The 24,984-nt window shown below is 62.0% G+C and carries 25 protein-coding genes, 1 other RNA gene and 1 riboswitch; of the genes, 8 read left to right on the forward strand and 18 right to left on the reverse strand.

Features of this window, described 5'->3' with window-relative positions; genetic code table 11:
- Positions 1 to 35: 35 nt before the first annotated feature.
- The gene (gene ilvN / locus ABFY71_RS06470; protein ID WP_305581411.1) at positions 36 to 590 is read right to left on the reverse strand and encodes an acetolactate synthase small subunit; all 555 of its coding nucleotides are present in this window, start codon (positions 588 to 590) and stop codon (positions 36 to 38) included.
- Between the two features lie 84 nt (positions 591 to 674).
- Positions 675 to 2,444, reverse strand: a complete 1,770-nt coding sequence (locus tag ABFY71_RS06475) for an acetolactate synthase 3 large subunit (protein WP_347945201.1) — start codon at positions 2,442 to 2,444, stop codon at positions 675 to 677.
- Positions 2,445 to 2,813: 369 nt separating this feature from the next.
- Between ABFY71_RS06475 and ABFY71_RS06480 the strand changes: the two genes are divergently transcribed.
- Positions 2,814 to 4,313, forward strand: a complete 1,500-nt coding sequence (locus ABFY71_RS06480; protein WP_347945202.1) for an inorganic phosphate transporter — start codon at positions 2,814 to 2,816, stop codon at positions 4,311 to 4,313.
- Between the two features lies 1 nt (position 4,314).
- Here the strand turns inward: ABFY71_RS06480 and ABFY71_RS06485 are convergent, their stop codons facing one another.
- The 4 genes from ABFY71_RS06485 to ABFY71_RS06500 form a co-directional block, all read right to left on the reverse strand.
- Positions 4,315 to 4,770, reverse strand: coding sequence for an NUDIX hydrolase (locus tag ABFY71_RS06485; RefSeq protein WP_347945203.1), 456 nt, complete (start codon positions 4,768 to 4,770; stop codon positions 4,315 to 4,317).
- 149 nt (positions 4,771 to 4,919) lie between these two features.
- Positions 4,920 to 5,135 carry a cold-shock protein gene (locus ABFY71_RS06490; RefSeq protein ID WP_305581419.1) on the reverse strand — a complete coding sequence of 72 codons (216 nt, stop codon included), beginning with the start codon at positions 5,133 to 5,135 and terminating at the stop codon, positions 4,920 to 4,922.
- Positions 5,136 to 5,425: 290 nt separating this feature from the next.
- Positions 5,426 to 5,698: a YMGG-like glycine zipper-containing protein gene (locus ABFY71_RS06495; protein WP_347945204.1), complete on the reverse strand. Its 273-nt coding sequence runs from the start codon at positions 5,696 to 5,698 to the stop codon at positions 5,426 to 5,428.
- A gap of 64 nt (positions 5,699 to 5,762) precedes the next feature.
- Positions 5,763 to 6,137, reverse strand: a complete 375-nt coding sequence (locus tag ABFY71_RS06500; RefSeq protein ID WP_347945205.1) for a DUF423 domain-containing protein — start codon at positions 6,135 to 6,137, stop codon at positions 5,763 to 5,765.
- Between the two features lie 88 nt (positions 6,138 to 6,225).
- Between ABFY71_RS06500 and ABFY71_RS06505 the strand changes: the two genes are divergently transcribed.
- Positions 6,226 to 7,641: an MATE family efflux transporter gene (locus tag ABFY71_RS06505; RefSeq protein WP_347945206.1), complete on the forward strand. Its 1,416-nt coding sequence runs from the start codon at positions 6,226 to 6,228 to the stop codon at positions 7,639 to 7,641.
- Here ABFY71_RS06505 and miaA read toward each other — a convergent pair.
- Entirely contained in the window at positions 7,638 to 8,522 is an 885-nt protein-coding gene (gene miaA / locus ABFY71_RS06510; protein WP_347945329.1) for a tRNA (adenosine(37)-N6)-dimethylallyltransferase MiaA, read from the reverse strand. The genes ABFY71_RS06505 and miaA overlap by 4 nt on opposite strands.
- Positions 8,523 to 8,540: 18 nt before the next feature.
- Between miaA and serB the strand changes: the two genes are divergently transcribed.
- Positions 8,541 to 9,413: a phosphoserine phosphatase SerB gene (serB, locus tag ABFY71_RS06515; RefSeq protein ID WP_347945207.1), complete on the forward strand. Its 873-nt coding sequence runs from the start codon at positions 8,541 to 8,543 to the stop codon at positions 9,411 to 9,413.
- Positions 9,414 to 9,494: 81 nt separating this feature from the next.
- On the opposite strand, the gene hflC is transcribed toward serB, so the two are convergent.
- From hflC to ABFY71_RS06550, 7 genes are all read right to left on the reverse strand, one after another.
- The gene (hflC, locus tag ABFY71_RS06520) at positions 9,495 to 10,622 is read right to left on the reverse strand and encodes an SPFH domain-containing protein (RefSeq protein WP_347945208.1); all 1,128 of its coding nucleotides are present in this window, start codon (positions 10,620 to 10,622) and stop codon (positions 9,495 to 9,497) included.
- 3 nt (positions 10,623 to 10,625) lie between these two features.
- Positions 10,626 to 11,747: an FtsH protease activity modulator HflK gene (gene hflK, locus ABFY71_RS06525; RefSeq protein ID WP_347945209.1), complete on the reverse strand. Its 1,122-nt coding sequence runs from the start codon at positions 11,745 to 11,747 to the stop codon at positions 10,626 to 10,628.
- 62 nt (positions 11,748 to 11,809) lie between these two features.
- On the reverse strand, positions 11,810 to 12,334 hold the full coding sequence (locus tag ABFY71_RS06530) for a dihydrofolate reductase (RefSeq protein ID WP_347945210.1): 525 nt from the start codon (positions 12,332 to 12,334) through the stop codon (positions 11,810 to 11,812).
- Positions 12,331 to 12,810, reverse strand: coding sequence for a GNAT family N-acetyltransferase (locus ABFY71_RS06535; RefSeq protein ID WP_305581435.1), 480 nt, complete (start codon positions 12,808 to 12,810; stop codon positions 12,331 to 12,333). Before ABFY71_RS06535 ends, ABFY71_RS06530 begins: the two co-directional genes overlap by 4 nt.
- A complete protein-coding gene (locus ABFY71_RS06540; RefSeq protein WP_347945211.1) occupies positions 12,807 to 13,817 on the reverse strand; it encodes a DUF4424 domain-containing protein in 1,011 nt (336 codons plus the stop codon). The genes ABFY71_RS06535 and ABFY71_RS06540 overlap by 4 nt, the downstream gene beginning before the upstream one ends.
- A 97-nt stretch (positions 13,818 to 13,914) precedes the next feature.
- Positions 13,915 to 14,235 carry a nucleoside triphosphate pyrophosphohydrolase family protein gene (locus tag ABFY71_RS06545; RefSeq protein ID WP_347945212.1) on the reverse strand — a complete coding sequence of 107 codons (321 nt, stop codon included), beginning with the start codon at positions 14,233 to 14,235 and terminating at the stop codon, positions 13,915 to 13,917.
- The gene (locus ABFY71_RS06550) at positions 14,232 to 15,026 is read right to left on the reverse strand and encodes a thymidylate synthase (RefSeq protein ID WP_347945213.1); all 795 of its coding nucleotides are present in this window, start codon (positions 15,024 to 15,026) and stop codon (positions 14,232 to 14,234) included. The genes ABFY71_RS06545 and ABFY71_RS06550 overlap by 4 nt, the downstream gene beginning before the upstream one ends.
- Positions 15,027 to 15,169: 143 nt before the next feature.
- Between ABFY71_RS06550 and ABFY71_RS06555 the strand changes: the two genes are divergently transcribed.
- Together ABFY71_RS06555 and ABFY71_RS06560 are read left to right on the forward strand one after the other, a co-directional pair.
- Positions 15,170 to 15,568, forward strand: coding sequence for a RidA family protein (locus tag ABFY71_RS06555; RefSeq protein WP_347945214.1), 399 nt, complete (start codon positions 15,170 to 15,172; stop codon positions 15,566 to 15,568).
- Positions 15,565 to 15,804, forward strand: a complete 240-nt coding sequence (locus ABFY71_RS06560; protein WP_347945216.1) for a YdeI/OmpD-associated family protein — start codon at positions 15,565 to 15,567, stop codon at positions 15,802 to 15,804. The genes ABFY71_RS06555 and ABFY71_RS06560 overlap by 4 nt, the downstream gene beginning before the upstream one ends.
- Positions 15,805 to 15,826: 22 nt before the next feature.
- Here ABFY71_RS06560 and ABFY71_RS06565 read toward each other — a convergent pair whose 3' ends face one another.
- The gene (locus ABFY71_RS06565; protein ID WP_347945218.1) at positions 15,827 to 16,402 is read right to left on the reverse strand and encodes a DUF1003 domain-containing protein; all 576 of its coding nucleotides are present in this window, start codon (positions 16,400 to 16,402) and stop codon (positions 15,827 to 15,829) included.
- 204 nt (positions 16,403 to 16,606) lie between these two features.
- The gene (locus ABFY71_RS06570; RefSeq protein ID WP_305581449.1) at positions 16,607 to 17,287 is read right to left on the reverse strand and encodes an energy-coupling factor ABC transporter permease; all 681 of its coding nucleotides are present in this window, start codon (positions 17,285 to 17,287) and stop codon (positions 16,607 to 16,609) included.
- 51 nt (positions 17,288 to 17,338) lie between these two features.
- Positions 17,339 to 17,548: riboswitch (cobalamin riboswitch) on the reverse strand.
- Positions 17,549 to 17,649: 101 nt separating this feature from the next.
- Here ABFY71_RS06570 and ssrA point away from each other — a divergent pair.
- From ssrA to ABFY71_RS06585, 3 genes are all read left to right on the forward strand, one after another.
- Positions 17,650 to 18,006: a transfer-messenger RNA gene (gene ssrA / locus ABFY71_RS06575) on the forward strand.
- 108 nt (positions 18,007 to 18,114) lie between these two features.
- Entirely contained in the window at positions 18,115 to 18,603 is a 489-nt protein-coding gene (locus ABFY71_RS06580) for an SspB family protein (RefSeq protein ID WP_347945219.1), read from the forward strand.
- Between the two features lie 9 nt (positions 18,604 to 18,612).
- Positions 18,613 to 18,837 (forward strand): ribbon-helix-helix domain-containing protein, encoded by a 225-nt coding sequence (locus ABFY71_RS06585; protein ID WP_305581453.1) that lies wholly within the window; start codon positions 18,613 to 18,615, stop codon positions 18,835 to 18,837.
- Here ABFY71_RS06585 and ABFY71_RS06590 read toward each other — a convergent pair.
- Both ABFY71_RS06590 and ABFY71_RS06595 read right to left on the reverse strand, forming a co-directional pair.
- Positions 18,834 to 22,511 (reverse strand): AsmA family protein, encoded by a 3,678-nt coding sequence (locus ABFY71_RS06590; RefSeq protein WP_347945220.1) that lies wholly within the window; start codon positions 22,509 to 22,511, stop codon positions 18,834 to 18,836. The genes ABFY71_RS06585 and ABFY71_RS06590 overlap by 4 nt on opposite strands.
- Positions 22,512 to 22,654: 143 nt before the next feature.
- Positions 22,655 to 24,835, reverse strand: a complete 2,181-nt coding sequence (locus tag ABFY71_RS06595) for an esterase-like activity of phytase family protein (RefSeq protein WP_347945222.1) — start codon at positions 24,833 to 24,835, stop codon at positions 22,655 to 22,657.
- Between the last annotated feature and the right edge of the window lie 149 nt (positions 24,836 to 24,984).

The following is a 24,984-nucleotide window of genomic DNA, read 5'->3' on the forward strand; positions in this document are numbered from 1 at the left end:
CGCCGCCTCGCGCTGGGTTCGTTTCCGGTGCTGGGCTACATACTCTGCGGCCCGCGCGAGATGGCAGCCAACCCGGTGCGCACCACCTCGACCAGCCCTAGGGGCTGCATCAGCGCGATGAAGCTGTCGATCTTGGCTGGCTTGCCGGTAACTTCAAACACGAAGCTTTCCACCGATGCATCGACGATCTGGGCGCGGAAGGCATCGGCCAGCCGCAAGGTCTCGGCGCGGCGATCGCCCGATCCAGCCACTTTGATCAGTGCCAGTTCGCGCTCCAGCGAGGCGCCTTCCGCGGTCAGATCGTGCACCTTGTGCACCGGCACCAGCCGCTCCAGCTGCAGCTTGATCTGGGTCAGGGTCTTGGGCGTGGCGATGACGACAACGGTGATGCGACTAAGTCGGCGGCCATGTTCGGTTTCGCTGACGGTCAGGCTTTCGATATTGTAGCCACGGGCCGAGAACAGGCCAACCACACGAGCGAGGATGCCCGGCTCATTGTCCACCAAAACCGAAAGCGTGTGGCGCTCGATTTCCTGGGTTTCCTTGGTCAGGAAGTAGGCCGAACCGGTCGGCTGAAGATGTGCGTTCATTTTCTTGGTCCTCACTGGAGCCGTTTGTCGATCAGCCCCTCATTCCGCTGCATCAGCTGTCCAGCGGCGTAGAAGGGGAAGCGATCAAACCAGCTGCCGTCCCTTCTCGTCGATGATGGACCCGATATTGGCGGTATCGGGCAGGATGATCTCATTATGCGGCTTGCCCGAGGGTATCATGGGCAGGCAGTTCTCATCCTTTTCCACGATCACATCGAACAGCACCGGGCCGTCGTAGTCGAGCATTTCGGCAATTGCCGCATCGAGTTCGGCCGGGTTCGAGCAACGAATGCCCTTGCCACCATAAGCCTCGGCCAGCTTGACGAAATCGGGCAGCGATTCCGAATAGGAATGGGCATAGCGCGAGCCATGCAACAGATCCTGCCACTGCCGAACCATGCCCATGCGCTCATTGTTGAGGATGAAGATCTTGATCGGCAGCCGATACTGCACCGCAGTCGACAGTTCCTGCATGGTCATCTGCACGCTGGCTTCGCCGGCAATGTCGATAACCAGCGCATCGGGATGAGCCACCTGCACGCCCACCGCAGCCGGCAGGCCATAGCCCATGGTGCCAAGGCCACCTGAAGTCATCCAGTGGTTGGGCTTGTCGAAGTGAAAATACTGCGCCGCCCACATCTGGTGCTGGCCCACCTCGGTGGTGATGAACACTTCCTTGCCCTGCTTCTTGCTGGCCTCGCGCAGCCGCTCAATGGCGTATTGCGGTTTGATCACCGTGTCCGAATTCTTGTAGCCCAGCGATTTGACGGCGCGCCACGTCTCGATCTGCTTCCACCATGGGGCCAGCGCCTCGGTGCGCGGCTGGTTGGTCTTGCTGCGCCAGACACGGACCATTTCGGACAACACCCGCTCACAATCGCCAATGATCGGCACGTCAACACGCACCACCTTGTTGATCGAACTTGGGTCGATATCGACATGGATCTTGCGGCTATCGGGCGAGAAGGCGTCGATCCGACCGGTAATGCGATCATCAAACCGCGCGCCGATATTGATCATCACGTCGCAGTCATGCATCGCCAGATTAGCCTCGTAAGTGCCGTGCATCCCCAGCATGCCCATCCACTGCGGATTGGACGCGGGAAATGCTCCCAGACCCATCAGCGTCGAGGTCACTGGAAAGCCGGTCAATTCCGCCAGCTCACGCAAGCGCGCCGACGCCTCTGGGCCGGCATTGATCACGCCGCCTCCAGTATAGAAGATCGGCTTTTCGGCCTTGAGCATGAGATCGACAGCAGCTTCGATCGCTGCGGCATCGCCATCCATTTGCGGGCGGTAGCTTTGATGGCGCAGCGTATCGAGGTCAGGCTTGTAATAGTCGCCCATGGCAAACTGGATATCCTTGGGGATATCGATCACCACCGGACCCGGCCGGCCGGTCGTGGCGATCAGAAAGGCCTCATGCATGATGCGCGGCAGGTCTTCGATCCGCTTGACCAGGTAATTGTACTTGGTGCAGCTGCGGGTAATGCCGACCGTGTCGCACTCCTGGAAGGCGTCCGTTCCGATCAGCGTGGTGGGAACCTGCGCCGTGATGCAAACAAGGGGGATGGAGTCCATCAGCGCATCGGTGAGGCCGGTAACGGCGTTGGTCACACCGGGACCTGAGGTGACGAGCACCACGCCGGGCCTGCCGGTTGAGCGGGCATAACCTTCAGCCATGTGCGTCGCGCCCTGCTCATGCCGCACCAGAATGTGCTGGATGTCATCCTGCTGGAACATTGCATCATAGATCGGCAGGGCGGCGCCGCCCGGATAACCGAAGATATGCTTGACCCCTTGATCGGTCAGCGCCTGGATTACCATTTCCGCGCCGGTCATTCTTTCGGCCATCGTTTTAGTCCCTTCCTCAGTCCATTGTCCTGACCCGGTCTCATAGTTGGCGGAAACCGGGCAATAAAAAAGGCCCCGTTCGGGACCTGTTTTCGGCGCACCAGCTATCGCGCGGGATGCTATCCCACGTTGCCGATGCGCCTACCTACTACGAGAATGAGTGCCCGCACGGGACCTCTCCTAAAAGAAATTCTGGTCGCATTGATAGGAGCAATTTTGCAAAGCTGTCAAGGCCCGCGCCGATCAGCCTGGCCAGTGCATGGATTTCTTTGGGCGCACGCAATTGCGACAATGTGTGACAAAACGGTGGTTTTTCACACTGACAATGCTATTGCCCCCTCACACACCTCATGTGACGGATAGATGACAATGGCAAAGCCCGTGCTGGACAAGGACCTCAAGCGGGTCGCCGGTCTCGAACTCGCCACGCACAATCTGGCCCGCTCACTGGCCGCCCCCGGCATCGCCCTGGTGTTTCTGCTGGCTGCTGCGGTCTGGGCCAGTTTCGTCGTAGCGGACGGCCCCACCAGCTATATGGTCGTCATCGCCGCCGTGATCGCTGGTTATATGGCGCTCAATGTGGGCGCCAATGACGTTGCCAACAATATGGGCCCCGCCGTGGGGTCAAAGGCGCTCACCATGCTGGGCGCCCTGCTTATTGCCGGGACCTTCGAGGCTGCTGGGGCCTTGCTGGCCGGTGGCGATGTGGTCAGCACCGTGGCGCGCGACCTGCTGATCGGCGATCAGCTCGATGGCGATACCTTTGTGCTGGTGATGATGGCGGCGCTGCTGGCCTCGGCGCTCTGGGTTAACCTGGCCACCATCATCGGCGCCCCCGTCTCCACCACGCACGCGGTCGTCGGTGGCGTTGTCGGCGCCGGTATTGCCTCGGCCGGCATTGGCTCGGTTGCCTGGCCCGTTGTCGGCACCATCTCCCTCAGCTGGGTCGTTTCACCCGCGCTTGGCGGCTTGTTCGCCGCAATGCTGCTGGCCTTCATTCGCGCCACCATCACCAAGCGTATCGACAAGATTTCTGCAGCCCGGGTCTGGGTGCCCATTCTGGTGGCATTGATGACTGGTGTCTTCACAATGTATCTGGCGACCAAAGGCCTCAAGCGCATCTGGAGTCCGGGTCTGACCATGGTCTTGCTGCTGGGTCTGGGCTTCGCCGTGCTGGGCTGGCTTGTGGCCATGCCGCTGATCCGGCATCAGTCGCTGAAGATCGAGAACCGCACGAAACATATCGCCAAACTGTTCCGCCTGCCCCTGATCGTGGCCGCAGCACTGCTGTCATTTGCCCACGGTGCCAACGACGTAGCCAATGCCATCGGTCCGTTCGCCGCCATTGTCACGGCGGTGCAGACTGGCCACGCTCAATCGGCAGATATCACCTTGCCGCTGTGGGTGCTGCTGATCGGCGCCATCGGCATCGCGCTTGGGCTGGCCTTGTTCGGCCCCCGCCTGATCCGTACGGTCGGCGAACAGATCACCAAGCTCAACGAAATCCGCGCCTATTGCGTCGCGCTCTCGGCGGCCATCACCGTGTTGGCAGCGTCCGCTCTCGGCCTGCCAGTATCATCGACCCACATCGCCGTCGGCGCCATATTCGGGGTCGGCTTTCTGCGCGAGTATGTTGCAATACGCGAGATGAAGGGCAACGCCGTACCGGTGCATGCGCGCTTCCTCGATCCAGCCACGCTCAATGCCACGCCCGAAGAGGCATTGTCCAAGGACCGTCAACAGGCCGGTCGGCGTCTGGTGCGACGCCAGCACGTGTTGAGCATCGCCGCCGCCTGGGTCATCACCGTACCCGCATCGGCTGCACTCGCCGCCCTGGTGTTTCTCGTACTTGGTCTACTGATCGGCTGATTCAACCAAACCGCTTGGCCAGATCAAGCGCAATGCGGGCCAGCGCGGGGTCCGCCAGCAGGCGTTGGGCTTCCGATACCACCACCCAATGACGCAGCCGCTGCCCGCGCTCCTTCCACTGGTCGAGCTGGGTTTCTACCAGTAGCGGATAGATGTCGACATCCACCAGCGCCGAACCATCAAGGTCCGATCCGGTGCGATAGCTGCCGATTGGGGTGTCTTCAATCTGGCCGACCACACCGGCTTCCTCAAGTGCTTCATTCGCCGCGCTTTGGCTGGCCGAAAGGCCCGGCTCGATGGCGCCCTTGGGGAAAATCCACCGGCCACTGCGCCGGGAGGTGATCAGCAGCATGCTGAGCCGACCATCCCGCACGGCATAGGGCAAAGCACCGACCTGCCGCTGTTCGGAGGGAGTCTCGACCTTGGGACTCCAGTTACGCAGAAAATTCTTGATCATCGGAACCTTTGGCAGCGTCATCAGGGCGCAACATGGAGTCACTACGCCTGTGCCTATATCGGTATTCCGGCTGCCGCACCGAGAAATCCACCGGCACTACAAAAAAGGGCCCCAGCAGGGGGCCCCTCCAGAAACGCAGACGCTCTGCCTTAGCTGAGCAGGGTCAAATTGGTCGCCGACTCCTTGCCATCACGGCCGGTCTCGAGCTCATAGGTGACCTTATCGCCTTCATACAGGCCCTGCAGGCCCGAACGCTGCACGGCAGAGATATGGACGAAAGCGTCCTTGCTGCCGTCTTCAGGAGAAATGAAGCCGAAGCCTTTGGTAGTATTGAAGAATTTTACAGTACCGGTGATGACAGCCATAGAACCTAGTCCTTGCGAGTGGTCGCCGCTAGCGCGGCTAAGGGTTGAAAACGGACCCAAAGTCAGGCCCGGCCTAACGATTCACAGATCAGGAGATAGCCAAGTTCCCGGAGCAAACCGGTCGATCAGATAGCGCGAGACAGTGTCGTAGAACCAAAATATGGCGGCTATCTCTCGCAATTTCAAGACGTTTCCTGCCCGTGACAACGCCCGGCCGCGGATTAGGTCCGGACCGAGCGTTCAGCGCCTGTCAGGCGCACCGCAGCATGGGGGGATGCTGCAGCTTTAACCTAACCCTTGGGGCAGGTGTCGTAATAACGGCGGCCATCGCGAAGTTCATAGACGCACTGATTGGTATAACCTGAGCGTTTGCCAACCAAGTTGCCAGCAGCAGCGCCAACGACGCCGCCAATGCCCGCGCCAACGGCAGTGCTCAATACAGTGCCGCCTGCGGCCGCACCAACAATGGCGCCAGCACCAGCACCGACAGCAGCGCCTTGCTGCGTGGTCGTGCAGGCTGCGAGCGAGAGACAGGTAGCGGCAATAATCAAGATCTTGTGCATGTAACCCTCCGAGGAAATCTCACAGGCCATAATGCGCGGTCCGGCAGATGGTTCCAGTGCAATTTCAATTAGATTGCTTTAATCCCCACGCACCTGCGACCGCAATGGTCAGCCAGCCCAAGATCATCACCCCGCCGCCCAGCGGCGCCGCACCGGGAAACAGCCCCTGCCCCATCCATTCGCGCACGCCGAGATCGGCGGCAAACACTAGCGTGCCGCCTGCCAATATCAGCCCCGCAATTTGCAATAACTTGCCCCGACCCAGCAGCCCCAATGCCAGCAGCACCGGCCCATGGGCCAGACAGATCGCCGCCAGCGCGGCCAGATTGCGTGACTCCCCACCATGGGAAGATGCCGCCGCCGCCATCACCCCACTCATCCCGGCCAGACCAGCGGCCAGGATCAGAATGCGGGCGCCTCTGTCATTTTTTTCGTCCATAGCCTGCTCCTCAGCGCTGCCAGCAACCGCCCCTTCCGCCGCCCTGCGGTTTCGGCTAGAGCAGACCTTGCGAGTAGGACATTTTTTCATGACTGAGCAAGTAACAGGTGCGCCAGGACCGGCCGCCCGGAAAATTGCCCCGGCCTCGACCTGGGGTGCGGAACTGCGCACCATGTTTACCCTGGCCTGGCCGCTGGTCATCGCCCAATTGGCGCAAAACGCCCTCACCACGACTGATGTGATCATGACGGGCTGGCTCGGCCCCGATTTTCTGGCTGCCGGCACACTGGCCACCACCTTTCTGATGCCATTTCTGGTGGGTGGCATCGGCATTGTCAGCGCCGTGGCGCCGCTCGTTGCGCAGGCGCGCGGCGCACGCGACATCAAGGCGGTTCGCCGCGTTGTCCGGCAGGGCATGTGGGCGGCCATTCTGATAGCTGCTATGCTGGTGCCCTTCCTCTGGCAAATCAAACCCATCTTTGCCGCGCTCGGTCAGGACCCCGCAATCACCCTGATGTCAGAACAGTATATCCAGACCGCGGTCTGGATGCTGTTCCCGGCGCTGGCCATCATTGCCCTGCGCTCCCTGCTATCGGCCTTTGACTCAACCCGGATCATCCTGCTGATTACAGTCGGGGGCGTCGTGTTCAACGCCGGGCTCAACTACGCGCTGATTTTTGGGAATTTCGGCTTCCCGCGCCTCGAATTGCGCGGCTCGGCCGTCGCCACCGTGCTGACCAATGCGCTGATGTTTGGCCTGATGCTGCTCTATGTGCTGCGCCACCGCCGCTTCAAGCGTTTCAACATCATGATCCGCTTCTGGAAACCCGATTGGCCACGCTTCCGCCAAATCTTCCGGATTGGCACGCCGATCGGCCTGACTGTGCTGGCCGAAGTGGGTCTGTTCACCGCCGCCGCGCTGCTGATGGGCCTGCTGGGCACCGATGAAGTGGCCGCCCACGCCGTGGCCCTGCAAAGTGCTTCGATGGCATTCATGGTGCCGCTGGGCCTGGGCATTGCCGCCACGGTGCGGGTTGGCGTCGCCTATGGGCGGACGGACCCTGAAGGGGTGCGCAAGGCTGGCTGGACCGCCTTTGCTCTGGGCACCGGTTTCATGACCCTGAGCTGCATTGTGTTTCTGACCATGGGACCAGTCATCGTCTCCTGGTTCCTCGACCCGCGTTCGGCCGCCAATGCCAATGCGCTTGGTCTGGCCGCCACATTCCTCGTGGTTGCCGGCTTCTTCCAGATTGTAGATGGCGCCCAGGTTGTGGCCGCCCATGCCCTGCGCGGCTTGAGCGACACCAAAGTGCCGATGGTTGTCGCCATTGTCGGCTATTGGCTCATCGGCCTGCCCGTCGCCTATTTCCTGGGGTTTGAACTGGGCTGGCGCGGCGTTGGCATCTGGCTGGGCCTGGCGGCGGGGCTGGGTAGTGTCGCCGTGGTGCTGGTCGCCCGCTTTGCCATGCGCGAGCGCCTCGGGCTGATGCGCACCATGGCCTAATCCGGCGCGCGCCGGGGCCAGTCGCCAAACCGGTTGCGAAACCAGGTTCGCTGCCGCTTGGCGTATTGCTGGGTAGCAATGGTGGCTAGCGCAACGGCCTCATCGCGCGTCCTGATGCCATCGAGCCAGTCGCCAATCTCGCGCACGCCGATCGCCTTGCTCACCGGCAGGTGAGGATCCAGATCGAGCGCCCGCAGGGCCTGCACTTCCTCGACCGCGCCGCCGCTGAACATCGCGGCAAAGCGCTCGGCAATCCGGGCGCGCAACACATCGCGTTCGGGGTCCAGCACCAGGCGCTCGACTTCAAAACCTTCCAGTCCACCAGCCTGCTTGTCATCCTGAAAGCTCGACAACGTCCGCCCGGTGGCGCGCTTGACCGCCAGCGCCCGGATCAGACGCTGCGGATCGACCACCTTGAGCCGTGCCGCCGCGACCGGGTCCTCGCGCAGCAACAGCGCCAATCGTTGTGCACCATCAAGATCCTCAATCTCCTGTTGGACCTGGACTGCAATTTTGGCCGGGACGTCGGGAATGTCAGCGAATCCATTGAGCAGCGCATCGAAATAGAGCCCGGTGCCGCCAACGAAAAACAGCGGGGCATCACCCGTCTGATTGATTACGCTGTGCACCGCCGTGAGCCACTGTCCGGTCGAAAACCGGACCGCCGCCGGCACCGTTCCATAGAGGCGATGGTCGGCCTGTACCACCTCATCCTGTCCGGGCCTGGCCGTCACCACGCGCAAGGTGTCATAGACCTGCATGGAGTCAGTATTGACGATCACGCCACCCTGCTCGCGCGCCATGGCCAGCGCCAGCGCCGACTTGCCGCTGGCAGTCGGACCCGCTATCAGAACGGCGCGCCTGCGGCCCGTCACGCGTATCCTCCCAGAGTATTGCTCATGCCCGTTCTTTGCCTCATCACCAATCCCACCGATTCCGAACTCGACCCGGTGCTGGCCGCTGCAGTGGTGCAGGAAACCGGCGGCGAACTCAACTGGCTCGACCACGGCATTGCCTGCGAGATCATCGAGCCGGAGTCAACCGAAGCGCTGGACCTGGCCCGTCAGGTCATCGGCACGGCCAAGGTCGATGCCGTGCTGGTCCCCACCGAGGGCCGCCGCAAACCGATCCTGATCGCCGACATGGATTCCACCATGATCAACGAGGAATGCATCGACGAGCTCGCCGCAGCCCTGGGGATCAAGGACCAGGTCGCCGATATCACCGATCGAACCATGCGCGGCGAACTCGACTTCGCTGCCGCACTTGATACCCGCGTCGCCCTGCTCAAGGGGCTGGAGCGCAAGGTGATCGAGGAGGTCCGCCGCGAGCGGATCACCCTGGCCCCCGGCGGCCGCGCCCTGATCCAGACCATGAAAGCCTATGGCGCCTATACCGCCCTGGTGTCGGGTGGCTTCACCTATTTTGCCGATTTCTTCGCCAAGCGCATCGGCTTTGATGAAGCTGTCGCCAATGTGCTCGAGTTTGACGGCGATCGCCTCACCGGCACCGTCGCCAAGCCCATTGTCGACAAGGCAACCAAACGCGAACGGCTGATCGCCCTGGCCAGCGAACGCAATGTCCCGCTCAACCGCACCATGGCCGTGGGTGATGGCGCCAACGACCTGGAGATGATCGCCATTGCCGGCTTTGGCGTCGCGTTGCACGCCAAGCCCGCCGTCGCTGCCCAGGCGGGCATTCGCATCGACCATGGCGACCTGACCGCCCTGCTCTATCTGCAGGGCTATACCGATGAAGACATCGTCCGCTAACCCATTCGATACCACCAGCAGACAGCAAAAAGCCGGCGCAGTTGACTGCGCCGGCTTTTCAATTCTTGCAGCCGAGCCTGGCTACTGCGCCGGCGCCGGTGTCTCGACAGGCGATGGGGTGGCCGACGGAACGCTACCCTCGGCAGGCGCTTCAGCCGGAGCGGGTACCTCGGTGCCCACGGTTGGGGTCAATTCCGAGCCATCCTCCAGCGTCATGCTGGGGGCCGTTGTCTCTTCAATGCCCAACCCATCCAGCGCCGGCTCATTGCTGATTGGCGCCGTCAGTGGCGCTGCAGTCGGCTGGATCGGTGCAGCAAGGTTGGCGGCTGCTTCTGGCAGGGTGCCATCGGAACCGAAGTAGCTGAAGAACGCGCTGTCTGGTGACAGCACCATGGTGGTGCCGGTGCCGGGCAGTGCGGTTATATAGGCCTGCATGGAACGGTAGAATTCAAAGAATTCCGGGTTCTGGCCATAGGCCGCCGCAAACAGCCGGTTTCGCTCGGCATCACCCGTACCGCGGATGATTTCCGCATCACGGGTTGCCGCCGCCACGATCTCGACCGACTGACGGTCGGCGATAGCGCGCAACGACTGGGCCTGTTCCTGACCACGAGCCCGCAGCAATGCGGCCTCGGCCAGACGTTCAGCCCGCATGCGTTCGAACGTGGTTGCCGACACGTCGGCGTCCAGGTCGGTGCGCAGGATCCGCACATCGACCACGTCGATGCCCAGACGCGCCAGATCCGGGCGGATCAGGTCACGCACTTCCTGCATCATCTGCGCGCGCTGTTCAGACAGCGCGGCGTTGAACTCACGCAGGCCGTAGACTTCGCGCAGAGCCGAGTCGAGGCTGGCCCCGATGCGGTCTTCTGCCACCGACAACTGGCCCGTGGCCCGTTCGCGGAACAGCCGTGCATCAGAGATCCGATAGGTCAGGAAGGCATCGACCTGATAGAAGGCGTTGCCGGAAACCTGCACGCGCATATTGGCGATGTCATAGCGCAGCAGCCGATCTTCGATGATCTGTACGCTGTCCACGACATCGGTCGGGACCTTGAAATAGATGCCCGGTTCAGTCCGCACGTCGGTGATTTGACCGAAGCGCATGACGATGGCTTGCTCGCGCTCGTCCACGATATAGATCGAGGAGAACACGACATAGAGTGCCGCAAGGACGATAGCGCCCAGGATGATGAGACGGTTTTGCATGACTTAGTTCCCCGTCGTCGTCGTCGGAGTGGTCTTGGGACCCGAACGCAGTTCAGGCAGCGGCAAGTAAGGCACGACACCATTGCCGTTGGCGCCGTTTTCGATCAGCACCTTTTCAGAACCACCCAGCACCTGCTCCATGGTTTCCAGATACAGCCGCTTGCGCGTCACATCTGGTGCATTGACGTATTCAGCATAGACAGCGTTGAAGCGCTGCGATTCACCGGTTGCTTCCTGCACCACACGGTTGGTGTAGGCTGCCGCGTCTTCCCGCAGCGCCGCCGCCCGGCCACGGGCATCGCCGAGCAGGGTATTGGCATAGGACCGCGCTTCTTCCTGCAGACGCGTCTCGTCCTGGCGCGCACGCTGGACTTCGTTAAACGCGTCAATCACCTCGGCAGGCGGACCGGCATTCTCGATCAGCACCTGACCGACATTCACGCCCAGCTCATAGCTTTCCAGGATGCCCTGTGTGATCGACAGCACCTCGGCTGACACACCACTACGATCGTCACTGTAAATATCCTGGGCCGGACGGCGGCCAACCACTTCGCGCATGGCGCTTTCAGCAGCGAAGCGCACCATGGATTCCTGCTCGCGCACGTTGAACAGATATTGCACCGGATTATCGATGGCCCAGAATACGGAGAACTGAACGCTGACGATGTTCTGGTCGCCCGAAAGCATCAGCCCTTCACTCGATCCGGACGCATTGTTGCGAGCCGAACCACTGGATTCCGAAGCACCGATCTGGGTCTGATTGACGGTTGTCACCGCCCGCTCGACAGTTTCCACTGGCCAGAACAGGAAATGCAGACCCGGCATGGACAGTTCAGGCTTCGGCGCGCCAAAGCGCAGCTCAACGCCAACTTCCTGTGGATCGATGGTGTAAACCGAATTCAACCCCCAGAACGCGATCAACGCCAGGGCGCCGCCGATCAGCGCCCAGCGCCCACCAGGCAACCCACCGCTGAACTGGTCACGGCCGCGGTTGAGAATGTCTTCGAGATTGGGGGTGTTACCGCCGCCAGGGCGCCGGGGACCACCGCCACCACCGCCGGGTGCCTGCCCCCAGGGACCGCCAGTATTGCGGCCACCCCCGCCTCCATTATTCTCCCACGGCATTGCGTCCCTTTCGGATAATCATTTCGTCGTTGCGCCCTTATATAGGCAAGCACTCCGCGCGATCAATGCGCAGCGGCGTTACGTCGCTTATACACGTTAATGCGGTAGCTGGCTTCGTCCCTGGGATTCGGCGTTACCTCGGGCTGCTCCACCACCTCCCAGATCGTCGGATCGATCGGCGGAAATTCTACATCGCCTTGCGGCGCCAAGTCGATATGAGAGATGTACAGTCGATCAGCCCGGCCCATCATCTGCGCATAAATATCCCCGCCACCGATGATCACGATCTCGTCAGCGCCGTCGCGTTCGGCGATGTCGCGCGCCGCATCCAGCGCCGCATCCAGACTGGCGACGACCACCACCCCTTGCGGCTGATACCCATCCTGCCGGGTCACCACGATATTGGTGCGCCCCGGCAGCGGTTTGCCCACCGTCTCAAATTGCTTGCGGCCCATGATCATCGGCTTGCCCAGGGTCGTGCGCTTGAACCAGGCAAAATCGGATGGAATATGCCAGGGGATGGTCTGATCGCCGCCGATCACCCCATTCTTGGCCACCGCGGCAATCATGGCGATGGGAATGCTCATGGCGTCCCCAGCTTGATCAAATCGGCGCCCTCGACGCGCACCTTGGTCCACTCATCCTGCATTACCCCGCCCTGCGCCTGATAAAAGGCGATTGAGGGTTCGTTCCAGTTCAGCACCCACCACTCGAACCGTCCCAACCCTTCGGCAACGCAACGCTGTGCCAGATGGCCAAGCAGCGCCTTGCCCAGGCCTTTGCCGCGCAGTGCCGGCTCAACATAGAGATCTTCCAGCCAGATACCGTGTCGACCCTGAAAGGTCGAATAGGTGTAGAACCACAGCGCGAAGCCCACCGGCCGGCCGTCCCACTCGGCAATTTCGCAGAACACCTTGGGGTCGGCCCCAAACAGATCACGGGCAATATCTGCCTCACTCGCCGTGGCCTCGTGGCTCAGCTTCTCATAGGCGGCCAGCGCCGCCACGAACGACACAATCAGGCCTTCATCGCCCGTTTGAGCGGGGCGGATCGTTAGGGTCATGGCGCGTCCGGCAAGCGATTGAGAATGAGAATACTAAGTTCCTGCTGCGGCCAGAAGTTCTCCTTGACCATCTCGAAGGTCGTCGGGCCGATTTTACGCACCCCCTCGCCACAGAAGGAAACGAGATTTTTTGGATCACCCTTGTCGATCACCAGGCGGAATTTCTCGATGCCGTTGCCGCCCCAATTGCCGCCCGTGGTCAAGATGTAGGAGATCCAGCTTTCGCTGAACGGCGCCGACCACGGCTCATCCGGGTTGACCAGGGTCTTGCGCACCGCGCTGACAAATCCTGCATCGGTGCAGTATTTTTCCGCATAGTCGCGCGCCGGATCATAGCCGTCCGTGGCTTCGGACAAAAAGCTGACTCCCACCGTGCCGCCGACGCTGGGCCGGTAGCTGTGGACAACCTCCACCGTTTGCCCAGCCGGAAAACTGGCTTCCCAAGTATAGGTGGCCCGATAGGTCCAGGCCGGGAAGTAGTGCGTGGTCATGCCGCTGCCATCGTCATATTCATCGGGCGTCAGCAGGCCCAGATGCAGCAATTGGCCCCGCGTTTCATCGCCGAGCGCATCTGTGGCGGCGCTGGCCGCTGCGCTGATCGGCACCAGCGGCAGTTCCAACTGCCGCAGCACCTTGGTTCGGTCCACGCCCAGCGCATAGGCATATTCATGCAGCGTCGCTTCTACGGGCCGACCATCAAATGTCGTGGTGAATTCAAACAGATTGTCATCCGGCCCCTGCGGAAACGCGACCGGCGAATAGATCGAGGGCACGATGTCGGGCATCGGGAACGCCACCAGCACGCTCTGGTCCTCGGCCCCGTCATTGCGGAACTGATACACCACCCGGATTTCATCGGTCGAGATGAACAACTCTTCGCTGGCCATGACGATGTCCGGATTGGTCACGAATTCCAGCCCGCCTGTCGTCAGCACTGCGGAGGTATCATTGCCCAGCGCTGGCAGCGCGGCAGCCAGAACCGCCGCGATCACACCAAATGACTTCATGATCATTCTCCCAAACGGCCTATTGCTCGAAACCCGAATGCCAGACTGGTTTTCTTCGGCAAAACGTCAGGCTGATTTCGGACCTATCTAGCCTGTTCTACGCCTGCTGCGGAAGATGCTTGAACCATTTGCGGGCCAGCGCCGCATCGAGGTCGATCCGGTTGTTGCGGGCAAACAGCAGCAGCATGGCAAGCACGTCTGCGGCTTCGTCTGCCAACGCAAGACGCAGATCCTCCGGTGTGGCACCCTTCAGCCGGCCGCGGCCGGACAGTTTGAGATACTCGGCGGTCAATTCACCGAGCTCCTCCTGCAGCTTGAGCAGGTACCAGTCATCATCGCGCGCAATGTCGTTGCGCTGTGCGTAGATGTCGGAAACCCGCGCCACCAGATCGCTGAGCACCGGCAGGTCGCGGCTCATACCGAGATCGGCGCCTTGATGCCCGGGTGCGGATCATAGCCTTCAAAGGAAAAATCCTCGAACGCGAAGTCTTCCAGCCGGGTCACCGCGGGATTGAGCACCAGCGTCGGCAGCGGCCGCGGCTCGCGCATCAGCTGCAACTGCGCTTGCTCAAAGTGATTTGAATACAGATGCGCATCGCCAAGCGTGTGCACGAAATCGCCGACCTCAAGCCCGGTCACCTGCGCCACCATATGGGTCAGCAGCGCATAGGAGGCGATGTTGAATGGCACGCCCAGAAATGTGTCGGCCGAGCGCTGAAAGAGCTGACAGCTCAGTTTGCCATTGGCGACATAGAACTGGAACAGGCAGTGGCACGGCGGCAGTGCCATATTGTCGACTTCCGCCGGGTTCCAGGCGGAAACGATATGGCGTCGCGAATCCGGATTATTCCTGATCGAGTTCACGACCTGCGCCAGCTGGTCAATCTTGCGGCCGTCCGGCGCCGGCCAGCTGCGCCATTGCGAGCCATAGACCGGTCCGAGGTCGCCGTTCTCGTCGGCCCATTCGTCCCAGATCTTGACCCCGTGCTCCTGCAGCCAGCGCACATTGGTCTCGCCGCGAATGAACCACAGGAGTTCATAGATGATGGATTTCAGATGCAGCTTCTTGGTGGTCAGCAGCGGAAAGCCCGCGCTGAGATCAAACCGCATCTGATAGCCGAACAGGCTGCGCGTACCGGTGCCGGTGCGGTCGGACTTGTCGGCCCCAGTTTCCAGGATATCGGCGAGTAGCTTGAGATAGGGCTGCATGGCTTATCTGATACGACGATTCGGCCTGGGCTTCGACCAGTGATCGCAGGCAAATTCGGTAGGTGAATACCGTGAAAACTCATGACATGTCGTGTCAGCAGTGCTTCCATAACCTGTCTGGACAATGGCAGAGGGAGGCAATCATGTCCATTGAACACCTCAACCCGGCAGGAATGTACCAGAGCCCGGTTTTCTCACAAGGCATCATCCTGCCGGCGGGCGCCCGCACCCTGCTGATCGGGGGCCAGAATGGCGTCAACGCCAGGGGCGAAATTGTTGGCAAGGGCGATGTCGCCAGACAGACGGAACAGGCGCTGAGCAATCTGCAAATGGTTCTTGCCGCCGCTGGTGCAAGGCTTGAGGACCTGGTCAAGGTAACCATCATCATGCAGCAGGACATCGACCTGAACGCGGCCTTCGGGGCCTGGATTGCCGTGTGGGGGACCAAAGGCAATCCGCCGACTGTAACCGCGCTGCGGGTTGTGGGCCTTGCCAATCCGGACTTCCTGATCGAAATCGAGGCTCAGGCAGTTCTGCCATGAGCCCGGTCCTGCGCCCCTTGCGCAAACGCGAGGAAATGCCCGATTTCGTTGCTGAAGCCCTCGATGCCCGGGGGCTGCGCCCTGCCTATGATGCCCGCCCACCCTATCAACGCAATGATTACCTGCTCTGGATAAACAAGGTGAAGCGCGAAGAGACCAGGCATCGGCACCTCGCCCAGATGCTGGACGAACTCGAAGCGGGCAATGTCTATATGGGCATGTCGTGGAACGGTTAATCCGCGCGCCCGGAAACGGAGCCTATTTCGCCCCCGGGGCATCCCCCGTACGATCCTGAACCAGCCGCATCAACAGCTCAATCTGCTCCTGCTGCTTGGTCAGCAATGTCCGGAGATCATCGTCACGCAGCCGGTCGAGCTTGTCGTGCAGCGCCATGATCTCGATCTCGGCCTTGAGGTTGCACTCATAGTCGTGGCTGGTGACCAGGCGGTCCTTGGCCGACTGGCGGTTCTGGCTCATCATGATCACCGGCGCCTGCACCGCTGCCAGCATCGACAGCACCAGGTTGAGAAAGATGAAGGGATAGGGATCGGGCGCTTCGCCGCGCCACGCCAGATTGGCGGCCACCCAGGTCAGCAGCGACGCGCCGAAAATAATCAGAAATGTCCAGGAGCCGCCGAAACTGGCCACGCCATCAGCCAGTCGCTGCCCAAAGGTAGCGCCCTCGTCGAACAACTCGCTGGCATCCTCGGCCAGGGTATGTTGGCCCAGAGCCCGCTGCAGCACCCGCCGCTCGCGCTCATCAAGCGCCGTCTCGCCCTTGCCGAGAAAGCGCTCCGCCGCATGAACCAGTTTGTCAGTCGCGTTGTTTGCCATGCCAGCCTCACCAGGATTTGCACGCGCCATTCTATATTAAATTCGCCCCTGGCGCGACGCCGCGCGGCTACGCCTCGAACAGACTGCACCGACGAAAAATGGCCCATTGTCATGCGAGCCTTCAATGCAGCGCTGGCGACAAACGCATAGCCACCTGGCCATACCAGATTGAATGGCAGCCCCGGTGGGGCTGCCAAAAAGCGGCTAAACGGCGGCCTGAAACAACCGCCCCTGCAACAGCGATGTCCCGCGCTGGCGACCAGAGAGTTTGGCCAGGCCAAGCACTGCCAGATCGATCAACGGTTCAAGTACGATCACGAGCAGATAGGCGGCGCCAAAGCTGGCGGTAGCGGCCAGGTTTTGCGCACCAAGCCCGCCGCCATAGAGCGACCAGAAGGCCACCCATGCCACGGTGCCCCCCTGATAGGCGCTCGACAGCATCAGCGCCTGACCATAGCCCACATCCTTGTAGGCAGTCGCCTCGGGGATGATGCGTTTGGCCAGGAATGTCATGGCAAACAGCGGCACGATCAGCGTCGTGACGTTCATCCCATATTGCGGCAGATCGAAGGGCGCAAAGAACAGACCCTGCAACAGTAACCCCATGGCAAGACCAAGCCCGGCCGCGCCAGCGCCAAAAATCAGGAACAGGGTGGAGCCCAGGATGAGATGGACTTCCGAGACGCCCACGGCATGATGCGGAAAGACCTCGAAGAAGCTGAACACCAGCGCCGTGGTGGCCAAGGTGCGCAGGGCCAGTGCGGTTGCCCCGTCCCTGTGGATGGTATCCAGCGCCATTTTTGCGGCCAGACCGAAAGATCCGGCGGCAGTGGCATAGCTCAGCGTGATTTTGGCACCGTCGACGATGCCTGGTTCGATATGCATGATGTCTCCTCTCCGCACCCACCGTGCGGCATGCTGTGATCAATGAGCGCGGACGCGCTCGCGGTGATGGCAGGTCTCCTGGCTCACGGATAATCGGCACGCGCCTTCCCGACATGGCGTCAGTGGCATCTTGCGTGCCGCAAACCGTTTACAGTTGCGGGGGCAGCCACGGTCTTGGCTCCTGATGGATACGCCGCACCGTGTTCCCTTTTCATCCACCTTGCGCTTGCAGAGGTGGAAACCATCGAGTCAAAGCTACCAACGGGCAATTGCTTGCACAAGCACGATGCGGGGTTAACCCGCTCGCGATATGCCCATTTTCCTGCCAGACGGCGGCGCTGGCCACAAAAAACACCCACCACGCATTTGCATACCGTCCGTACCGCGCCTATATAGAAACTGCTCACAAGAGCTATGGCGATAAATTGTCATCGTAATAAACCATTCGGACCCGGGGGCAGTACCCGGCGCCTCCACCATCTACTCCCCTTAGGGGCAGCCAATGGGGGCGAAACAGGATCGACGAGGGTGTAAAAGGTGTGCTTTTGCTCGGTGAGGTACCACCGTTATCGGTCCGAAACTTATAGTTGCAAATGACAACCATAAGGCTCCAGTCGCTCTCGCTGCGTAAGCAGTGCTAGCATTGGGAAACTAAGTCCTCCACTCCTAGCCGGGTGACAGGCGGGGTTCGCAGGCACCTGGCAACAGAAGCCTGCACTTTCATTCATTTGCTGGGCAGTTAGCACCTTTAATCCTTGAATTCTCATGGAACGTAAGGCTGATATGGGCTGTTCGGGATTCTATCTCTCTGCACCGGAAGGGTGACCATGGCCGAAGACCACATGCGCTACGATATTCTCGCTCAGGAAGCCCTGCGCGGCGTCGTGCGCAAGGTACTGGCTGAAGTCGCCAAGACCGGCCTGCCGGGCGAGCATCACTTCTTCATTTCCTTCCTCACCCGCGCGCCGGGTGTGCGCCTGAGCGAGAAATTGCTCGGCCAGTATGAAAAGGAAATGACCATCGTCATCCAGAATCAGTATTGGGACCTCAGGGTGACCGAGACTGGTTTCGAGGTCGGCCTGTCATTTGACGGCATCCCCGAAACGCTGGTGATCCCCTTTTCGGCGGTCAAAGGCTTCTTTGATCCATCGGTACAGTTCGGCCTGCAGTTTGATCCGCAGACTGCGCCGGGGGCCGATGAGGTCGAAGACGCCGACGACAACGCAGTTGAATCCGCCGCAGGCGAGGACAGCGGCGACGAGGAAAAGTCCGGCGAAAAGGTCGTCAGCCTCGACGCATTCCGCAAGAAGCCCTGACCCCCGCTGATGGACAAACGATCCCTGTCCATCGCCGGGCACCGCACCTCGATTGCACTCGAGCCCGAGTTCTGGGCGGCGCTTGAACAGATGGCCGCCGAAACCGGGCAAACCATGACCGCCCTGATCTGCTCCATCGACGCCAATCGACAGACTACCAACCTGTCATCCGCGGCGCGCTTGGCCGTGCTCGGCTGGTATCAGGCCAAGACGGCCCCAGAAACCCACCCCTAAAATAGCGACGCTGGCGGCAGCGTCAGGTCGATTGGCCCATCAATCACCGGGTTGTCGCCCGGGTCTGGCTGCTGCTGTCGCTGCACTTCTTGCTCCTGCCGCTGCCTGTCCGCCTCGCTGGGCTGTTGCGCTGCAGCTTCAGCGGCCGCCCGCGCCGCTTCCGCAGCCGCGGCCTCTTCTGCGAGGCGTGCAGCCTCTGCCGCTGCGCGCTGCCGTTGTTCATCGATCAACCGGTTGCGCGCTTCAGCCGCAGCGCGCTGCCGCGCGGCGTCCTCAGCCCGCAGGGCTTCGAGACGATCCACTTCCAGCTCATTGGCCCGTACCTGGATGGCGGCCACGATTTCGTCGAGATCAAGCCGCGATACCGGCGCCAACAACGTGCCGCTGATCCGGTTGAAAATCCGTGCGGTCTCGCTCCTGATCAGTCCATTGTCATCGGCAAGTCCGCTTGGCATCAGGGCAAAATCACCACTCAGGCCAAGCGTGCCGAGATCGAGATTGAGATCGCCGGCCAGACGGGCGCCCGCCCCCTCGACAATGAAATTGGTCAGGCGCAGCACGCCCCCGGCAATGGTGAAGGCCCCGGCGGCTTTGGGCGCAACGAAATCGCCCTGCTCCAGCCCCAGCCCGATAACCGCCCGCAGATCATCTGCACTCATGTTCAGGGCGTCTTCCAACCCGGCCAGCGTGGGGAACACGGCGGGCGACATCTGCGCCACCACAAAATCGGCCAGCGTGACATTGCCTTCGCCGGCCAGCACCTTGGCCATTTCGGCCAGGCTGGCACCCGTCGCGTTGACCTGCACACCGCCGGTCAGCGTTCCCGCCATTGCCCGCGTCACCGCCGGCGGCGCGACTGCTGCGATGGCGACATCCGCAAGGCTCAGCCGCCCGCTCACCGTCTTGTCGCTCAAGGGACCCGCGCAGCACACCGTCAGGTCGAGATTGGCCGTACCCGCTCCCAGTACCGCCTCAAACCGGGCCAGCCGCAGTCGCGTTTCGTCCCAGACCAGCTCAAAGCTGGTAGCACCCAATCGCTCGCTGCCAGCAGCGGTCACCGCTTGCGCTGTCACCGCCACCGTGCCCCGCGTCGTCCGCGCCTCTTCGCCAATGCTGATCGGCCCCTCCGGCCAAACCCCATCACCACTGACCATGCCCGCCCGGCCAAGCAATGTCGTTGCCAACCCCTCCACCGAGACAGATCCAAGGTCGATCGCGCCGCTCACCGCAGCCCCGTCGCTGCTGCCTGTCAGGCTCAATGCACCGCTGAACGCGCTCTCGCCCGAGCGTCCCGCAATTTCGGTCAACCGCGCCAGACGCCCGCCTTCAAAGTGCAGCTTGGCCTCGGCACTGGCCGGTGGCAGGCCGATCCCCGGCGCGCCAATGATCTGCGCCAATCCGCCGGCGTCGGCCAAGGCGATTTCGAGCCAGCCGGTACCCTGCACCTCGCCAGCCTCACTGGTGACCAGATTGCCCGAAAAGCCGACAAATTCATCGCCCGCGCTGAGATTGATCCGGCTGTCCAGGCTGTTGCCGGGCGCGCCTTCCAGCCTCAGGCTGACCATCATGGCATCGTCTTGGAACAGCGGCACCGGCCCCAGGCCAAGCTGTTCGCTCAGCGCCACTGAATCGTCGGTTTCCAGCGTCGCCGTCAGTCGCAAGGGCGCGACGGCCAGGCGGGCCAGACCACCATCAAGTTCTGCCCGCAAATCCAGCTTGGCCGCGCCCGCCGTGCCGTCAACAGTCAGCACCTGTGCATCGCCGCCCTCACCCGGCGTCAGATCGAGCAGCACCTCTGCCGGTGCCGAACGGGCCAGAAATTCCCGCCATTCCGGCGGCGTACCCGCCAGATCATACAGCCCCGCCAGCGCTGGCGCCGTGGCAGCATCGATCCGCACCCGCCCGGAGCCGGATAATTCGGGGGCTGCCATTGTGCCGCTGGCCTGCAGCGTGGCGTCAAATCCCAGCCCGCCCCAATCGCCTGCCGATAGCCGCGTGAAGCTCAGCGCCGTTGCACTCCACTGCCCCTCTGCCACCAGCGCCGAGCCGTCATGGCCCAGCACCCGCGCATTCTGACCGGTCAGCGAAAAACTGCCTTCGGGAAAGCTGATGCCAAAGCGCGGCTCGGCCATGCCATTGGGCAGCAGCGCCGCCAGCACGGCGCTCCCCTGGGCGCCGAGATCGGCAAATTGCCCCACCACATCAAGCCGCTTCTCCTCACCAAACCCCAACCGCAGCTCGACGCCATGCGCCGCCCCGTTCAGCGTCAGCTGGCCTTCGCTCACCCGCAGGGCATCGCCGGTCAACATCACCTTGCCGGCCAGCGCCCCGGCCTGGTTGAATAGCGCATTGTCCTCACCCGGCTTGCGCCAGAGGTGGGCCAGACCGTCCAGCCGGGCGCTGCTCAGACTGAACTGGCCACGGAACGCCGGATGATCGGCCTCGCCGGTCAACTCGCCTGCTGCCCGCACCATCGTCTCACCCGGCAGCTGGCCGATGAACTGCTCGATTGTCCACACCTGGCCATCTGTGCTGGCGTCCAGCCGCACATCGCGCAGCGCGAAGCCGCGCAGTCCCACTTCGGCCAGATCGATCCCGACCCGCCCCGGCAGGGCCGGGATCAGCGGTGCGGGCAGTTCCGCCAGCAGCCGCACCGCCTCATAGGGCTTGGCGCTAGCATCTTCCTTGGCATCGCGCGGCGGCAACGAAAACACCCCACCCGAGACCACGGCGTCAAAGCTCAGCCGCGCGCCCAGTTGGATGCTCGCGGCGCCCGTCAGGCGCGTGCCCGCCCGGTTCTGGTCCGGCTGCAGCGTATAGCCGGTGAGCACGATGCGATCGGTCGAGCCGACCACCTTGCTCTCCAGCACCAGATCACCGCGGATGTCGTCGGCCTTGTCAGCGATCGGCGGGGTCTGCCGATAGGTCATCGTACCATCGAATTTCGGCGCGATCCCGGGGGTCAACAGGCCTTCAGTACTCAGCGAAAACGCCCCGTTATCCGGCTGCACGAAGGCCGACACCCGGGTCACTCCTGCGCTATCGACCTGCGACGAATTCAGCCGCAACCCATAGCGCTCATTGCGATAGACCCCGCTCCCTTGGAACTGAAACGGCCCTGCAAAGCTCGACAGTCGCAATTCACCATCAATATCACTGGCCACGAAATTGCGATCCAGCCGCCGATCCATCAGGCGGATCGTGCCATCGACAATGCTGGCTTGGGCCAGGGCGACGCCACCCCCTGCCGCCGCCACGCTGACGCCACTGCCGAACAGGCCGCTTTCATCAATGCTGAAGTCAATTACCGGCCCGCGCAGCACCAGCCGGGTCACATCGTAATTGTCGCGCAGAAAGTCCATCAGCGAGAACTCGACCTCAACGCTGTCCACCGTTGCCGCCGGCTCTTCGGACGAGCCCACCAGCACATCGCTGAAGTTCAGCCGCGGCTGCGGCAGCAGGGCGAACGCGATCTCGCCGCGAATGGTCACCGGCGTGCCGAGAACACCAGTCGCCAGCGCCTCCATGCGGCTGCGATAATCTGCCCAGTGGATCAGATAGGGCGCGATAAACGCGCTGCTGAGCACGATGATCGCCAGCATGCCAACAATGATGTAGATGCGGTTCAGCACAGCGCGTGGGTCATCCGGATTGAAGCGCCAGAGTGTAGGCAAGCGCCGCCCGGGCGCAACCCCGCCGCGCTACTGAATACACGCCAGAACCCACCCCGCTGCCATTTCCTCGGATTCACACTATCCACGACGACCAATGGCCGGTCCCGCAGGACCGGCCATCCGCTAGTGCCTTGATCGAGACGTTACAGCGCGCCGATCGACCAGAACATGGTCTCGCCCGAGCTGTCGTCGACGCCGTCATTGTCGGTCACGGCAAAGCCTTCGCCGCTGGCGTCGATGGCAAAGCCTTCGACCTTGTCGAGCACATAGCCGCCGGTCGAGGTCAGGTCCGGCACGAAGTCGCGTACCAGCGTCTTGGTGACCGTGGTCAGTTCGCCACCCAGGGCCCCCGGCACCAGTTCGGCAACCGGCACACTATAGAGCGCCTTGAGCACGGCCTTGCTGCCAATCTGGTTGTCACGTTCGACGATATAGACCAGCTCGCCATGCGCGGTAATTTCCGAAAGGCCGACCCAGCCGCCTTCGGCGGGGGCCTCAAGCGGATAGTTGACGGCACCCCATTCGCCAGAAGCGGGATTGTAGGACACCAGCTTGACCACGCCCTTGGCGTCGTTCTTCCACTCGCGCTGCATGGCGATCCACAGCGTGGTCTCGTCGCCGGTGCCGACCACGGTGACGCCTTCGGCGCCAAAGCGGATTTCCTCGGCCAGCAGTTCAGCCGGGAACGGCACTTCCTTGGCGATTTCGCCATCCGCATCGACGCGGTAGAGCGCATGCGGGATCAACCGGTCGCTGCGGCCTTCCGAAGCCAGCCAGAACCCGCCTTCGCCATCAAGGGCAATGCCTTCAAGATCGAGCTTCTGGGCAGGGTTGCCATTGCGGGTCACAATCGTCTTGGCCGTGATACGGGCCGGCTGGGTGGTCGCATCAATAGTGTAGATCGCCGGCTGATTGCCCAGGAAGCTGTCGGACACGCCAAACAGCATGCCGGGCTTTTCGGCATCGGCAACCAGACCCGACATGGCGACCCAGCCCAGTGGGCGGCCATCGGCATCAAGGTCGCTCATGATGTGCGGATAGCTCGGAGCCTCGGCTTCGGCCAGCTCATAGATCATGACATGGGAGCGGGCTGCGCCATCGGCGCCCAGGTCGTTCTCATTGGCCGTGATGAAGAGATTGCGCGACGGTATGGCGACCCCGCCTTCAGGACCAACGCCCGATGGCAGCGCCTGCACGAATTCAGGCTCGGCACCGGTATCCTTGTAGACCCCGACCAGCGAGGCGCGTTCGAGACCGACAAAGATATAGGTGTTCTCGCCAAAGGTCGCGACGTCCATGCCCTCGGGCTCCACGCCCTTGGCATCGGACCGCTTGTCCGGATAATGGCCCAGCTGGGCCGCCTTCATTTCCAGATCGGCGCCGCTTTCATAGAGCACTTCGCCGGTTTTCGAGAAGATCGAGAAGCTGCGCGAGCCGCCATTGTAGTCGCCTTCATTGGCGACGGCGAAACGCTCGTCGTCGATCCACTTGACCGAGTCGGGTTCACGCAACACGCCGGCCTGCGCACCGGTAAAGTCCAGCGAGCCATTGTCGAGCACGTCGATATTCTCGAGATCGACCGCGCCAGCGCTGAAATGGGCAGTCACTTCGCCGCTATTGCCGTCGACGATGACGAAGTGATTGTTTTCCTGCAGCGACACCACGACCTCGTTGAGGCTGTTGATCGACACATATTCCGGCTCGGGATCGTCGCCAGCAATCTCGGCCAGACCGGTCAGGTCGACGATTTTGAGGCTGTCGCAATCCACGGCGCCGTCGACGACATTGAGCAGCGCCAGCGAGCCGGCCGGCATCTGCGGAATTTCGCCGTCATTGAGGTCTTCGTCGCGCTCGTTCTCGATGGCGATGGCGATCAGGCTACCGTCGGCGTTGCGCGCCACAGAGTCAGGCTGGCCGCCGATCTCGCAGCTGGCCTCGATCGTCTGGCTGGCCAGGTCGATGGTGGAGAGATTGCCCGATGGTTCGACGAAGCTCTCGGAGGTATTGACGCCCGAAAACAGCTTGTCGCCGATGACCACGACCGTGGTGGGCTCGCCGTCCAGCGACAGGAAGCCCTTGGCAGCCGGTGCCTTGGGATCGGTGATGTCGATAAAGCCGATGCCGCCGCCTGGGCTGTCGGAATAGATCAGCGTCATGCCGTCTTCCGAGACGGTGATGATCTCTGCCGAGGTCTCTTCGGCGTCCGGATTGTTCAGCGCCACCGGGAAGCTGGCAATGCGGTTGAAGTATTCGGCGGCGCCGGCACTGGCCGTGGTGGCCAGCAGCGTGGCCGTCAGTGCGACGAGAAGTTTGGTCTGCGACATGGATGATCCCCCGTTGAATGCTAGGGGGGTGCCATAAGCTGGCCGGGCTACACTTCCATGACGTCAACATGACAGATCGGTGACGGCCCCCCGTTCTATACAAGTCCCCTGCCCGTCCCTATATTCGCAGGAGAACAAATCAAGATTCG

The sequence above is a fragment of the Devosia alba genome, assembly GCF_039938915.1.
Lineage (GTDB): Bacteria > Pseudomonadota > Alphaproteobacteria > Rhizobiales > Devosiaceae > Devosia > Devosia alba.

Excerpts from the sequence above, each read along its gene's own strand:
- ABFY71_RS06505 (WP_347945206.1), top strand. The coding sequence starts at position 6,226 with ATGACTGAGCAAGTAACAGGTGCGCCAGGACCGGCCGCCCGGAAAATT.
- ABFY71_RS06565 (WP_347945218.1), bottom strand. The coding sequence starts at position 16,402 with ATGGCAAACAACGCGACTGACAAACTGGTTCATGCGGCGGAGCGCTTT.
- hflK (WP_347945209.1), bottom strand. The coding sequence starts at position 11,747 with ATGCCGTGGGAGAATAATGGAGGCGGGGGTGGCCGCAATACTGGCGGT.
- serB (WP_347945207.1), top strand. The coding sequence starts at position 8,541 with ATGCCCGTTCTTTGCCTCATCACCAATCCCACCGATTCCGAACTCGAC.
- ABFY71_RS06480 (WP_347945202.1), top strand. The coding sequence starts at position 2,814 with ATGGCAAAGCCCGTGCTGGACAAGGACCTCAAGCGGGTCGCCGGTCTC.
- ABFY71_RS06560 (WP_347945216.1), top strand. The coding sequence starts at position 15,565 with ATGAGCCCGGTCCTGCGCCCCTTGCGCAAACGCGAGGAAATGCCCGAT.
- ABFY71_RS06540 (WP_347945211.1), bottom strand. The coding sequence starts at position 13,817 with ATGAAGTCATTTGGTGTGATCGCGGCGGTTCTGGCTGCCGCGCTGCCA.
- ABFY71_RS06580 (WP_347945219.1), top strand. The coding sequence starts at position 18,115 with ATGGCCGAAGACCACATGCGCTACGATATTCTCGCTCAGGAAGCCCTG.
- ABFY71_RS06475 (WP_347945201.1), bottom strand. The coding sequence starts at position 2,444 with ATGGCCGAAAGAATGACCGGCGCGGAAATGGTAATCCAGGCGCTGACC.
- ilvN (WP_305581411.1), bottom strand. The coding sequence starts at position 590 with ATGAACGCACATCTTCAGCCGACCGGTTCGGCCTACTTCCTGACCAAG.
- hflC (WP_347945208.1), bottom strand. The coding sequence starts at position 10,622 with ATGCAAAACCGTCTCATCATCCTGGGCGCTATCGTCCTTGCGGCACTC.
- ABFY71_RS06595 (WP_347945222.1), bottom strand. The coding sequence starts at position 24,835 with ATGTCGCAGACCAAACTTCTCGTCGCACTGACGGCCACGCTGCTGGCC.
- ABFY71_RS06585 (WP_305581453.1), top strand. The coding sequence starts at position 18,613 with ATGGACAAACGATCCCTGTCCATCGCCGGGCACCGCACCTCGATTGCA.
- ABFY71_RS06555 (WP_347945214.1), top strand. The coding sequence starts at position 15,170 with ATGTCCATTGAACACCTCAACCCGGCAGGAATGTACCAGAGCCCGGTT.
- ABFY71_RS06495 (WP_347945204.1), bottom strand. The coding sequence starts at position 5,698 with ATGCACAAGATCTTGATTATTGCCGCTACCTGTCTCTCGCTCGCAGCC.
- ABFY71_RS06545 (WP_347945212.1), bottom strand. The coding sequence starts at position 14,235 with ATGAGCCGCGACCTGCCGGTGCTCAGCGATCTGGTGGCGCGGGTTTCC.
- ABFY71_RS06550 (WP_347945213.1), bottom strand. The coding sequence starts at position 15,026 with ATGCAGCCCTATCTCAAGCTACTCGCCGATATCCTGGAAACTGGGGCC.
- ABFY71_RS06485 (WP_347945203.1), bottom strand. The coding sequence starts at position 4,770 with ATGATCAAGAATTTTCTGCGTAACTGGAGTCCCAAGGTCGAGACTCCC.
- ABFY71_RS06570 (WP_305581449.1), bottom strand. The coding sequence starts at position 17,287 with ATGCATATCGAACCAGGCATCGTCGACGGTGCCAAAATCACGCTGAGC.
- ABFY71_RS06490 (WP_305581419.1), bottom strand. The coding sequence starts at position 5,135 with ATGGCTGTCATCACCGGTACTGTAAAATTCTTCAATACTACCAAAGGC.
- ABFY71_RS06500 (WP_347945205.1), bottom strand. The coding sequence starts at position 6,137 with ATGGACGAAAAAAATGACAGAGGCGCCCGCATTCTGATCCTGGCCGCT.
- ABFY71_RS06530 (WP_347945210.1), bottom strand. The coding sequence starts at position 12,334 with ATGAGCATTCCCATCGCCATGATTGCCGCGGTGGCCAAGAATGGGGTG.
- ABFY71_RS06535 (WP_305581435.1), bottom strand. The coding sequence starts at position 12,810 with ATGACCCTAACGATCCGCCCCGCTCAAACGGGCGATGAAGGCCTGATT.